The following is a 12,378-nucleotide window of genomic DNA, read 5'->3' as shown; positions in this document are numbered from 1 at the left end:
TTAATCCTTCACTTCTTCGTAGTCGACGTAATCGCCTCCTTTTATATCTTTCTGCCTTTTCTCTTTAAACTGCTGAGGCACATAGTCTACTACTACCTCGTCCTTTGATCGAGACGCATGAGCTTGAGCACGTTGCTGCTCTTTGGCAGCTTCATTCACTTGCTGCGCAAACTTAGCAAGCTTAGATCGGAGAAAATACCGGATCAGCTGGCCTAATAGCCAGCCGACTCCAAGTAATATGACAAGAAATTTTACCAAAACTATTTAAATTTTTTATCAGGATTATCTGCTCAAGTAGAGATTTCGCTCTGAGTAGATTTTCAAGAAATAATCGTCCATCAGGTCATCGATAAAGTAAATCGCTTCACCGGTTGACTTCATTTCAGGTCCCAATTCTTTGTTGACATTCGGGAATTTATGGAAAGAGAACACAGGTTCCTTGATTGCATAACCCTTTTTGTAAGGTTTGAATTCAAAGTCTGTCACTTTTTTCTCTCCTAGCATCACCTTTACGGCGTAATTTACATAAGGTTCCCGATAAGCCTTACAGATAAACGGAACGGTTCTGGATGCTCTTGGGTTCGCCTCAATGATGTAAACTTTGTCATTTTTGATTGCGAACTGGATATTGATTAAGCCGACAGTTTTTAGAGCCAAGGCAATTTTTTCTGTGTAAGTCTCAATCTGTCTGATTACCAAATCGCCCAAATTGTATGGAGGAAGTACCGCATATGAATCACCTGAGTGAATTCCAGCAGGTTCGATATGCTGCATAATTCCGATGATGTATACATTTTCTCCATCACAGATGGCATCCGCTTCTGCTTCAATAGCACCTTCCAAGAAGTGATCCAAGAGGATTTCATTATTAGGAATGTCTCTTAGCACATTTACCACATGCTCTTCCAATTCCTTTTCGTTGATCACAATCTTCATCCCCTGTCCACCTAATACGTAAGATGGTCTTACTAACAATGGGAAGCCGATAGTTTTGCAAAGTTCCAAAGCTTCATCTGTATTGTGAACAGTTCCAAACTCTGGATAAGGAACATCGTTTTCCTTCAACAGCGTAGAGAATAATCCTCTATCCTCAGCTAGATCCAAAGCTTTAAAGCTGGTACCAATGATTTTAATTCCGTATTTCTCCAGTTTTTCTGCCAATTTCAAAGCAGTCTGACCACCCAACTGAACGATTACACCTTCTGGCTTTTCGTGAAGGATGATTTCGTAGATATGTTCCCAGAAAACTGGCTCAAAATACAACTTATCAGCCACGTCGAAGTCAGTAGAAACTGTCTCAGGGTTACAGTTGATCATGATAGTTTCGTAGCCACATTCTTTCGCTGCCAATACCCCATGAACACAAGAGTAGTCAAATTCAATACCCTGACCTACGCGGTTAGGACCTGAACCCAAGACTACGATTTTCTTTTTGTCCGTCTTGATAGACTCGTTTTCTTCTCCGAAAGAGGAATAATAATATGGAGTTTGGGCTTCAAATTCAGCAGCACAAGTATCTACCAACTTGTACACACGTTTGATACCCATTTCCTCATATCTTTTTTGGAAGACTTCGCTTTCCAGACAACCTAGCAAATGAGCTAATTGACGGTCCGCGTAGCCTCTTTTCTTCGCCATATCCATGATTTCATATGGAATGGTGTCGATGTCATATTTTTCGATCTCATCTTCAAGATGAACCAATTCTTCAATTTGTCTCAAGAACCACTTATCGATTTTAGTCAAATCATGAATGGTTCTGAAAGAAATACCCAATTTGAAAGCATCATACACATGGAAAAGTCTGTTCCAGCTAGGATTCGCCAAAGAGTATAAAATTTTATCTTGGTCTTTCAGCTCTTTTCCATCAGCGCCTAGGCCATTTCTCTTGATTTCAAGAGACTGACAGGCTTTTTGAAGTGCTTCTTGGAAGTTTCTACCAATTCCCATTACCTCACCTACTGCTTTCATAGAAAGTCCCAGTCTTCTGTCAGACCCTTTGAATTTGTCAAAGTTCCAGCGTGGGATTTTTACAATCACATAGTCAATGGTAGGTTCAAAGAATGCGGAAGTTGTACCGGTAATAGAGTTTGGAAGTTCATCCAAATTATATCCGATGGCTAGTTTCGCAGCAACTTTAGCAATTGGGTAACCTGTTGCTTTGGATGCCAAAGCTGAGGATCTGGAAACACGAGGGTTGATTTCGATACCAATGATGGTTTCGTTATCAGGACTCACGGAGAACTGCACATTACAGCCACCTGCGAAGTTTCCGATGCTGTTCATCATTGTAATCGCATAATTTCTCATGCGCTGATAAACTGTGTCTGGCAAAGTCAATGCTGGTGCCACTGTGATTGAATCTCCTGTGTGAACACCCATCGGATCGAAGTTTTCGATAGAACAGATTACGATCATGTTCCCAATGTTATCACGCATTACCTCCAACTCGTATTCTTTCCAACCGAGGATACTTTGCTCTATCAAAACCTCATGAACCGGAGAAGCTTGAAGTCCTGCACTAAGATGTTTTTCGAAATCTTCTGCTTTCTCTACGAAAGCTCCACCTGCTCCACCTAAGGTGTATGAAGCACGGATAATCAAAGGGAATCCAATTTCCTGAGCGATCTCTTTTCCCTGAAGGAAAGAAGTTGCGGTAGATCCTTTACAAACACCCACACCGATTTTTTCCATCAGTGCTTTGAATTTTTCTCTGTTTTCGGCTGTATCGATCGCATCGATATCCACACCGATCATTCTGGTATTAAATTTCTTCCAAATACCTGCGTTTTCGCAATCTATTGCAAGGTTAAGAGCTGTCTGCCCACCCATGGTAGGAAGTACCGCATCAATATCCGGATGTTCAGTTAGGATTTTGATGATAGATTTCTTCTCCAGTGGAAGCAAATACACATGATCTGCTGTCACCGGATCAGTCATGATGGTGGCAGGATTTGAATTGATCAATGTCACTATAATCCCTTCTTCTCGAAGAGACCTCGCGGCTTGGGAACCTGAATAATCAAATTCACATGCCTGACCTATGACGATGGGACCAGAACCGATGATGAGTACGTGCTTGATGCTACTATCTTTTGGCATTACAAGAGGGGGAATAGAAAGATGAAATTACTTACGTCCAAATTGGGGCAAAATTAGAAAAAAAATCCCGAAGGGGAAGGGTTAATTACAATTAATCTGGCAAAGTATTGGCAATTCGTTAACTAGAAATCTAATCACAAAGTTAATTCAAGCTATTCTTTCCAGCGAAAACTTTTCTGATCAATCGCTCTCATTGTGCATAAAACACCGTTGAGATGATCGTATTCATGCTGGATCAATTCTGAAATAGCTCCTGAAACTTCCCATTCCTGCTGCTTCCAGTTTTCATCTCTGTAGACCAAAGTTAAAGATTGATGCCTGCTTACTTTTACGAGTAAATTTGGGAAACTCATGCAATCGTCCCAAAGCTCAAACTCTTCCTCACTAAGGTTTTTCAGTTCAGGATTAAGGATAATATAGGGTTTATCCAAGTTTAGATAAAACATCCGCTTCATAATCCCCAACTGTGGAGCTGCGATTCCTCTGCCGAAACCATACACACTTCGAATATCTTCCATGGCCTCATGAAGTTGCTGAGCCCAATTTGGGACTTGGATTAATTCTGATTCTAAAACAGGCTCACATATTTCGTAAAGTCTAGGATCGCCGAGTTTGAGAATGTCGTGGATGGTTTTCATAGATTGAAAATAGCTTTTCTATTGAAACTTAGGAAGTCATACAGATACTCCCTTTCCTTTTCCCTACTTTTGCGGCATGAATTACCTTTCGGTCGAAAACCTCAGTAAAGCTTTCGGGGAACGCAAGCTTTTTTCCAATATCTCTTTTGGCATTTCCCAAGGCCAGAAAATCGCTTTAGTGGGTATCAATGGTGCAGGAAAATCCACTTTGATGAAAATCATCATGGGCTTAGAGATTCCTGACACAGGTCAAGTTGGAATTAACCAACAGGTGAAAGTCGCTTATGTGCACCAAAACCCAGTTTTTGAAGGTACAATGAGTATTTACCAGACCATTTTTGATCAAAGTAATTCTGAAATTCTTAAGGTAATAGAGGATTATCATAAAGCCATGCTGGAAGCAGAAAGGGGCATTGATAACTCCGACAAAATGGCTGTCCTTTTCGAGAAAATGGATGCCTTCCAGGCTTGGGATTTTGAATATCAGGTAAAGGAAGTTTTGGGGAAACTGGGACTACATGACACAGAATTGCCTGTTGGAACACTTTCCGGTGGTCAGCGAAAGCGAGTTGCTTTGGCAAAAGCCATTCTGGAAAAACCTGATTTGCTTTTACTCGATGAACCTACCAACCATTTGGATTTGGAAACAATCGAATGGCTTGAAGATTATCTGGCAAAAGCGAATCTTGCCCTTTTTATGGTTACTCACGATCGATATTTCCTAGAGAAAGTGACCAATGAAATTTTAGAACTTGATCAAGGGAAAGTTCATCGCTACATGGGTAATTATGGCTATTTCTTGGACAAGAAAGCCGAACGGATGGAGATTGAAGATATTGAGCTAGAGAAAGCTAAAAGTCTTTACAAAAAAGAACTCGATTGGATTCGTCGCCAGCCGAAAGCAAGAAGTACCAAAGCGAAATATAGGGTAGATGCTTTCGAAGAAACCAAAGAAAAAGCCTCTCAGAAGCGTGAAGAGCGGGACATCCAGTTGACCGTGACTACGCAGCGCCTTGGAAATAAGATCATCGAAATTGAGAAAATGCAAAAGTCCTTTGGGGACAAAGCTATTGTCAATGATTTCTCATATACTTTCAGGAAGAAAGATCGTGTGGGGATTGTAGGACCAAATGGTGCCGGAAAAACCACTTTCCTTAATATGATTACCGGTCAATTGGCGCCGGATGCCGGGAAAATCTCGATTGGACAAACCACTGCGTTTGGTTATTACAGACAGGAAGAAAGTAGCTTTGATGAGGAAAAGCGATTGATCGATATCGTCAAGGACGTGGCTGAAGTCGTGAATATCGCAGGAGGTGCCACCATCACCGTTTCGCAGTTTTTGACCCAGTTTGGTTTCCCTCCAAAGCAACAACATACTCCGATTGCCAAACTCAGCGGTGGAGAGCGTAGAAGACTTCAGCTCTTGATGGTTTTGATCAAGAATCCAAACTTCCTGATTCTCGATGAACCTACCAACGATCTGGATTTGATGACGCTAAACACACTGGAGGAATTTTTGGATTCCTTTCCAGGCTGTTTGATTATTGTTTCTCACGATCGATATTTTATGGATCGATTGGTGGAGCATTTGTTTGTTTTCGAAGGAGAAGGAGAGATCAAAGATTTCCCAGGCAACTATACTGATTTCCGAGAGTGGGAAAAAGAAAACAAGAATCTAGATTCAAGAACCAAGATTCAAGAACCAGAGAATAAAGTTGCCGACACTAAAGTTGAGGCTTCGACTCCGCTCAACCAGACAAAAGCAAAAGCTAGTTACAAGCAGAAGCAGGAGTTTAAGGAAGTGAACGCTTCAATTGCCAAATTGGAAAAGGAAAAGTCCAGCATCACTGATAAAATCGCTGCTGGAATCGATGATCATGAGGAATTGATCAAGCAATCGAATCGGATAGCGGAGATAGATGCTCAGCTAGAAGAATTGGAATTGACTTGGTTAGAATTAAGTGAATTGGAAGGAATAGAATAGGGCTAAAGCGAAATACAGCTCCACTGAAATATGCCTGCGGAGAGTTACGCTTCGGGAGATAAAATTGATTTTCATTTTTTCTGCGTAGCTATCTTTTTTAATATCTGCTCAAGAGCTGTCTTTTTAAAAAGAAAAGATACGTCTGAGGCTACAAGGGCTTCAATCCCGTACAACTGTCGGGATGCTCAGCCTGACTTATTCAGATTTCTGATTTTAGACTTCTGACTTCAAACTCTTCCTTTCAAAAAATCCTGCCTCACATCCTCATCAAATTTTTCGATAGCATAGCGTAGGGCGGTTCTAGGCATTTGTTGGTAATGCTTTTTCAAAAATGCATATTCGACCTCATAATCTTGATTTCCAATCTCTCTAAGCATCCATCCAACAGCTTTATGCATTAGGTCATGTGGGTGATCTAGAAACTTTTCAGCCAAGGCTAAAGCATCTTCAAACTCACCTCTTTTGATCCAATAATAGCTGCTGACCATGGCTACACGCTGACTCCAGAGATGATTTTTTGCAGCCAATTTATAAAAAAGCGATTTGTCTCGATTCAGATAATAATGCCCCAAAATATGATGGCAAGAGCTATCTACCAGATCCCAATTATTTACCCATTTTAAATTCGAAAGGTAAAAATCCACCAACTTCTTTCGGTCCTCGTCTGATTTCAGCTTTTCATAGCGATAGACCAAAATCATTACTCCAGTCAATCTAACCTCATGATAATCATCATGCATCAAGGTCTCTATTTCAGCTTGGCTTATTTCTTTGAAAACAGACTTGGCTATTTTCCGTTGCTCGGGAACTTTAACTCCTAAGAATTTATCCCCTTCCCCATATTCACCTGGTCCGGATTTAAAGAATTTAGGAAAAAAAGCAGCCTTTTCAGGAATTGCCTTATCCTTCAAAGCTGCTTTGATTTGTTCTACAAGTAAAGTCATTCTCCAAGATAAGAGATGCTCAATTAAAAATCATCCCCAAAATCATCTCCACCTTCTCTTCTACTTCTTTCAGCTCCTTTTTCCTTAAATCCTCCAAATCGATAAGTGAAGGATAGCGTCCCAATTCTAGATTCTCGCTGGAACTCCCTGTATTGAGTAAATCGAGGGTCCTCCGTTGTAATCATGAATTTACGGGTATTGAATATATCGCTGACATTTAAGCTGACAGTTGCTTTGTTATTAAACAGATCTTTTCTCATACCTACCGTAAGCGTAGCCTGTGGTTCTATTTGACCTTGTGGCAAAACAATCGGACCTCTGTAATTTCCCTGAAGCTGAACGCTGAACCATTTTGGCACCAGTATATTTCCGAGTAAACTTAGTGTCCAACTGAAATTTTCATTACTTAGATCCCTGCCCTCCACATTGTTTGCATTGATTTTTGAGTAGAAGAAATTCCCGGTTAAGGTCGCATCAAAATTATTGGAAATCTGAATTTGATTAATCAGTTCAAAACCTGTACTGGCTCTGGTGTCTGCATTTTCTCTGCTTTGAATCGCTACATTATCGTCCGTCAATGTGGTAATTCTGGTTTCCACATCGGTGCTGAATCGATGATAAACAGTTGCATTTAGTAGATATCTCTCCCAACCTTTCATATAGCCCAACTCATAACTGTCCGTAAATTCAGGCTTCAGATAGGGATTACCAATGCTCAGATTATACTGATCTCTGACTTGGTAGATCGGTGCCAAATCCCAAATACTAGGTCGGGAAATTCTTCTCGTGTAATTAGCCGTCAATTCATTTTCAGATGCAATGGTATAGCTGAAAAATGTACTTGGGAAAAGATTGAAGTAATCAGTCGGGATGTATTCATTATTTCGGTCAGTTTCTCCAAGTTGGTCGGTATACTCTGCCCTTAAGCCCAGCTGATAACCGAATTTTCCGGCTTTATTTTTAAAAGTAAAATAAGCCGCATAAACATTTTGATCGAAATAATAGGTATCTGTCAGCGTATCGACAGGCGTTGGATTAAAGTCATTGGTCTGATCCCCTTGCGAAAACTCCTGGCCCCATGTCCAATCTCCCAAGGTAGCTTTCAATCCAGATTCAATACTTGCTTTATCATTAAATGGCTTTTCATAATCTAGTTGACCGACAAACAAATGACTGGTTCTCGGTCTGTCATTGACTTGAGATAAGCGCTTCGATGGATCAGAAGCTCCTTCGGAAGTGAAAAACTCTTGGTTATAAAACTCCACTTGTGACCTCTCATCATAGGCATAAGACAGTGAAGTGTATAACTTTTGTCCCAAGGAATCAATATTCCAAGTGTAGTTGATTCCCCCCTCATAATTGGAACTATTACTCAATTCATTGTTGATCCTGACAAAGCTTGAATCGAGAGATCCCGTTTGACTAAGGTTATCCTGATTGATTTCTGCAAACTCTGTTTCATCATCAAAATTTCCCTGGAAATAAATTCCTAAAGTCCCATTTTCAGTCAAGGAATAATCAACTCCGGCTCTGATTAAATGGGTCTTTTCTTTTTCATATCCATCTTGAACTTGCTCTAAGGTTGGAGAAAAATTAGGCAATGAAGTAGTCCTATTTCCAAATCCATTCTCTCGCTGCCATCTGTTCTGCCAATTGTAGGAAGCATAATAATTGGCCTTTTCTGTACCATAATTTAGGTTTATCCCAGCCTGATATTTTTCTCTTGTCCCGATAGAAGCATTGACTTGGCCATTGAAGCCCAAATTCTCATTTTTCTTTAAGACAATATTTATAATGCCCCCCACACCTGTTGCGTCATATCGTGAAGATGGGTTCGTGATCAATTCTACGGATTTGATACTATTCGCAGGAAACTGAGAAAGAATACTTTCAGCATCATCCCCAGATAAATTAGATGGCCTACCATTAATATAAATAAGAATGTTTCCACTGCCTCTCATTGTAATACCTCCTTCTTCATCGACTTGGATGGATGGCAAAGTACTTAACAATTGAGAAGCCGTCGCCCCTTCTGCCACGATGCTGTTTTCCACATTATACGTTCGCTTATCGATATCCGATTCAAACATAGAGGTAACTCCTTCCACAACTACTTCCTCCAGATTTTGAGCATCTGGTTGCAGTTTGATGGTGCCGAAATTGACATTTGGCTTTTGGCCTAAACTTATATTTTCATAAAATTCCAGATAACCGATAAACCCAACTCTAAAAATGTATTTCCCGGCTTTGGCGTTAAATTCGAAGCTACCATCAAGATCGCTCATTCCACCCGTTACCAAGGATGAATCCTGAGCATTCAATAAAGCCACATTGGCAAACTCCAGGGGATTTCCACTGGAACCATCTTGAATTCTTCCCTTTAGCTTTATTTCTTGTGCTTCTGCAAAGCCAAAAGTGACAAAAAAGAAAATGACAGATAAGCGTTTAAACATCTCGTAATTGGTTGGTTTGGATATAGTTTTCAATGAATCCAGCGTTAAAACCCTTATAATCAAGGGAATTAAAAATTTAAAAATCAGCTTGAATCCTGCTTTATTAAACTCATTACAGAGGGCTTAGTTTAGAAAAACTAGAATATTTGGTATTCGGACTGCTATCAGGATGAATTGTAGAGGAGTCTTTTAAACGGGTAGGAATTTTTCATCTGTAAGTGTATCAATATTTCCCGCTGTAGTTTTCTTATCTTTAACCATTCAGGTTTTACGAACCAGCTAAATGTTCCAATCCTGGCACAACGATTACGAAAAGAATTCATTGACCATTTTTTATCATGTCTTTAAAAATCGCTACAGTAGTTATTGCCGACGATCATCCTTTATTACTAAAAGGTCTTAAGGATTTCCTTTTGGAAAATAATATCGATGTTCTCGAATCTGCTGTGGATGGAAAGGATGCTTTGGCAAAAATCAAAAATCTGGTTCCACAACTGGCTATTTTGGATATGGAAATGCCTTTTCTTACAGGTTTGGAAATTGCAGCAGAATGCAAAAAGTTAAAGCTTCCGACAAAAATAATTTTATTGACTCTCCACAAAGAACTGTACCTCTATCATCAGGCAAAGGAGCTGAATCTATCCGGTTATATCTTAAAGGAGTTTGCCTTGAATGATTTGTCCAATGCAATAGATGCTGTATTGAGGGGCGAGCAATTTTTTAGTGAAAAAATCTTTGAGGATAAAGAAATAGTCAACCAAGAATCAGAACAGACACATTTGACACCTTCAGAGAAAAAAATCCTAAGGTTAATCGCGGAGGGTTGTTCTACCAAAGAAATAGCTGAAAAATTATTCATTGCTGAGCGAACCGTGGACAAGCATCGAAGTAATATGATTTCCAAACTTAAACTGGAAAAAAAGCATAACTCACTTTTACTTTGGGCTCAAAAAAACCGCGAAATAATAGATTGAAAATGCATTTTAAGAGGTTCGAAACGAAAATATAGGTATTAATACGTATTGAAGCGGGCTACTTTTTGACCTAGATTTGAATAAACAAACAGGTTAAACCAACTTTTACGTCATGAAAATATCAACACCAAAAGGGAATTTTAAAATCATTCAGACGATCAAGAATCGGGATGAACTTTTAGTATTGGGATCATGGATTGACATTGTCAATTCATTTGAAAGCAAAAGGGCGTTTTTGGTAAATAAGGCGGAAGGCCTCTTTGGGATTTATCTCTGCAAACAAGAGTGTAATTCCTTTATTGCCAAACTCATGCAAGGCATAGATTACAACGAATGGGAGGATTTTAGGCTAGAAGAGCAAAACTCCTTTCAAAAATATTTAGCGTAAGGGTGATTATTTTTTTGTAAACGACTTCAGAGCTGCGCGGATCATTGTATCTACGGTTTTTTCAGCCTCTTTATCAAACTCACCTGTTATCCGATTTGCTACGATAGCATTCAAACTTAGTACTTCATGACCTAGCAGCTGTCCCATCGCATAATACCCAGCTGTTTCCATTTCAAAATTGGTCGGACGTTTGCCTTCAATCTCCAATTTGGAAATCCTTTCAATCATTTGATCCAATTTCGGCTTTAATCGGATACTTCTGCCCTGAGGTGCATAAAAGCCCGGACATGTCAGGGTAATTCCCCTAAAAAAATCTTCGGGTAATTGATTCATCAGGTATTCGCTGGCAGCAGCTTGATAGGGTGTAAAACCCAAATTCAATTTCTCCTGCAAAAGAATCCCCCACTCTTGGGATTCCGATAGTTCAGGATAAAACTGCATCAATGTATCTAGTCCCACAGCTTTTTCAGAAGCAAGAAGTGATCCTACGGGAATATCCTCTTGCATTGCTCCAGAAGTTCCTAATCTGACTATTTGCAAAGGTGTATGCGAAGTTTTCAGAATTCTATTTTGGAGGTCAACATTGACAAGGGCATCTAGTTCTGTCATTAAAATCTCAATGTTGTCTGTCCCCATCCCTGTACTCATGACGGTTACTTTTTCGGAGCCGATTCTACCTGTATGAGTGACAAATTCCCTCTTCTTGGTTTTGAAGTCAATCTGATCAAAATAGCGGGAAACCAATTCTACCCGATCAGGATCTCCCACTGTAAAAACAAGTGAAGCCAGGTTCTCTGGCTTCAAATGTAAATGATATACGCTTCCATCAGCGTTTAGGATTAATTCTGATGCTGGTATGATCCTGCTCACGTGCTAGCTTTTGAGGTTTCTTTCGAAGAAGGGCGTTTCAATCCTTTGTAAGGATTGTAGCCATTGGTGTTTTTCTGATAATAGCCAGTACCGTCATAAACTCTCTTTTCAGGATGGTCTTTGCATTCATCGGAGCAAGCGCCCTCCATTTTCCAACCACATTCCTCACACATTGGGATATGGGCATTACAACTTGGATTTGCACAGTTGACCATTCGATCAGAATGTGTACCACAGACATGACAAGTTGAAATCACTTTAGGATTGACCTTATTCACATCCACTGCTATCCTGTTGTCAAAAACATAGCACTTCCCTTCAAAATCTTCTCCACCGGCCTCCATGCCATATTTGATGATACCTCCATGCAATTGATACACATCTTCAAAGCCTTGCTCCAAAAGAAAAGCGGATGCCTTTTCACACTTAATACCACCAGTGCAGTAGGTCAGAACTTTCTTGTTCTTCAAGTGCTCCAGCTCTTTTACTTTCTCAGGGAAGTCTCTGAAATTATCGATATCAAGAGTCAAAGCATTTTTGAACCTGCCAAGCTCATGCTCATAATTAGATCTAACATCCAAAATGACCACGTCTTCCTGATCTTTCAGTTTTTTAAATTCTTCCGGATCTAAATGCTTTCCAGTTCGAACGTTTGGATCCAAATGCCTTAAGGCTGAATGGACAATTTCAGGTTTATATCGAACGTGGATTTTGGTAAAAGCATGTTTGTCATGCGAATCGATCTTAAATTCTGTTTTAGCAAATCTTGGATCAGCATGGATATATGCCATGTATTTTTCACAGTCTTCCTTTAGACCTGAAACAGTACCATTTAATCCTTCATCAGATATAATAATCCGACCTCGGATATTATTGTCAACACAAAAAAGATGATGCTGCTCTCTATATTCCTCAGGATTTTCGATCCTGGCATAGCAGTAATAAAGGAGGATTTGATAGTTTTTTTCTTCCATAACGATAGCCCTGTTGCGGCAGGGTGTTTAAGGATTTACGATTTCAGA

Annotated in this window: 10 protein-coding genes; 3 read left to right on the top strand and 7 right to left on the bottom strand. The window is 39.9% G+C overall.

Features of this window, described 5'->3' with window-relative positions:
* The 3 genes from J0A69_RS05490 to J0A69_RS05480 form a co-directional block, all read right to left on the bottom strand.
* Entirely contained in the window at positions 1-258 is a 258-nt protein-coding gene (locus tag J0A69_RS05490; protein WP_206585493.1) for a DUF4834 family protein, read from the bottom strand.
* 24 nt (positions 259-282) lie between these two features.
* A complete protein-coding gene (gene carB / locus J0A69_RS05485; protein WP_206585492.1) occupies positions 283-3,102 on the bottom strand; it encodes a carbamoyl-phosphate synthase large subunit in 2,820 nt (939 codons plus the stop codon).
* Positions 3,103-3,254: 152 nt separating this feature from the next.
* The gene (locus tag J0A69_RS05480; RefSeq protein ID WP_206585491.1) at positions 3,255-3,740 is read right to left on the bottom strand and encodes a peptide deformylase; all 486 of its coding nucleotides are present in this window, start codon (positions 3,738-3,740) and stop codon (positions 3,255-3,257) included.
* A 76-nt stretch (positions 3,741-3,816) separates the two neighbouring features.
* Here J0A69_RS05480 and J0A69_RS05475 point away from each other — a divergent pair, with 76 nt between their 5' ends.
* Entirely contained in the window at positions 3,817-5,727 is a 1,911-nt protein-coding gene (locus tag J0A69_RS05475) for an ABC-F family ATP-binding cassette domain-containing protein (RefSeq protein ID WP_206585490.1), read from the top strand.
* A gap of 227 nt (positions 5,728-5,954) precedes the next feature.
* On the opposite strand, the gene J0A69_RS05470 is transcribed toward J0A69_RS05475, so the two are convergent.
* Both J0A69_RS05470 and J0A69_RS05465 read right to left on the bottom strand, forming a co-directional pair.
* Positions 5,955-6,671: a DNA alkylation repair protein gene (locus J0A69_RS05470; RefSeq protein ID WP_206585489.1), complete on the bottom strand. Its 717-nt coding sequence runs from the start codon at positions 6,669-6,671 to the stop codon at positions 5,955-5,957.
* A 23-nt stretch (positions 6,672-6,694) separates the two neighbouring features.
* Positions 6,695-9,124, bottom strand: a complete 2,430-nt coding sequence (locus tag J0A69_RS05465; RefSeq protein WP_206585488.1) for an outer membrane beta-barrel family protein — start codon at positions 9,122-9,124, stop codon at positions 6,695-6,697.
* A 338-nt stretch (positions 9,125-9,462) separates the two neighbouring features.
* On the opposite strand from J0A69_RS05465, the gene J0A69_RS05460 reads away from it, so the two are divergent.
* Together J0A69_RS05460 and J0A69_RS05455 are read left to right on the top strand one after the other, a co-directional pair.
* The gene (locus tag J0A69_RS05460; protein ID WP_206585487.1) at positions 9,463-10,098 is read left to right on the top strand and encodes a response regulator; all 636 of its coding nucleotides are present in this window, start codon (positions 9,463-9,465) and stop codon (positions 10,096-10,098) included.
* 112 nt (positions 10,099-10,210) lie between these two features.
* Positions 10,211-10,486, top strand: a complete 276-nt coding sequence (locus J0A69_RS05455) for a hypothetical protein (protein ID WP_206585486.1) — start codon at positions 10,211-10,213, stop codon at positions 10,484-10,486.
* Between the two features lie 6 nt (positions 10,487-10,492).
* On the opposite strand, the gene J0A69_RS05450 is transcribed toward J0A69_RS05455, so the two are convergent.
* Both J0A69_RS05450 and trhO read right to left on the bottom strand, forming a co-directional pair.
* Entirely contained in the window at positions 10,493-11,356 is an 864-nt protein-coding gene (locus J0A69_RS05450; protein WP_206585485.1) for a nucleoside phosphorylase, read from the bottom strand.
* Positions 11,353-12,330 carry an oxygen-dependent tRNA uridine(34) hydroxylase TrhO gene (trhO, locus tag J0A69_RS05445; RefSeq protein ID WP_206585484.1) on the bottom strand — a complete coding sequence of 326 codons (978 nt, stop codon included), beginning with the start codon at positions 12,328-12,330 and terminating at the stop codon, positions 11,353-11,355. The genes J0A69_RS05450 and trhO overlap by 4 nt, the downstream gene beginning before the upstream one ends.
* Between the last annotated feature and the right edge of the window lie 48 nt (positions 12,331-12,378).

Origin of the sequence: Algoriphagus pacificus (genome assembly GCF_017254845.1) — a bacterium.
GTDB classification, from domain to species: Bacteria; Bacteroidota; Bacteroidia; order Cytophagales; family Cyclobacteriaceae; genus Algoriphagus; species Algoriphagus pacificus.
This window is presented reverse-complemented; position numbering and strand designations above follow the sequence as displayed.

Excerpts from the sequence above, each read along its gene's own strand:
- J0A69_RS05465 (WP_206585488.1), bottom strand. The coding sequence starts at position 9,124 with ATGTTTAAACGCTTATCTGTCATTTTCTTTTTTGTCACTTTTGGCTTT.
- J0A69_RS05470 (WP_206585489.1), bottom strand. The coding sequence starts at position 6,671 with ATGACTTTACTTGTAGAACAAATCAAAGCAGCTTTGAAGGATAAGGCA.
- J0A69_RS05460 (WP_206585487.1), top strand. The coding sequence starts at position 9,463 with ATGTCTTTAAAAATCGCTACAGTAGTTATTGCCGACGATCATCCTTTA.
- J0A69_RS05475 (WP_206585490.1), top strand. The coding sequence starts at position 3,817 with ATGAATTACCTTTCGGTCGAAAACCTCAGTAAAGCTTTCGGGGAACGC.
- trhO (WP_206585484.1), bottom strand. The coding sequence starts at position 12,330 with ATGGAAGAAAAAAACTATCAAATCCTCCTTTATTACTGCTATGCCAGG.
- J0A69_RS05455 (WP_206585486.1), top strand. The coding sequence starts at position 10,211 with ATGAAAATATCAACACCAAAAGGGAATTTTAAAATCATTCAGACGATC.
- carB (WP_206585492.1), bottom strand. The coding sequence starts at position 3,102 with ATGCCAAAAGATAGTAGCATCAAGCACGTACTCATCATCGGTTCTGGT.
- J0A69_RS05480 (WP_206585491.1), bottom strand. The coding sequence starts at position 3,740 with ATGAAAACCATCCACGACATTCTCAAACTCGGCGATCCTAGACTTTAC.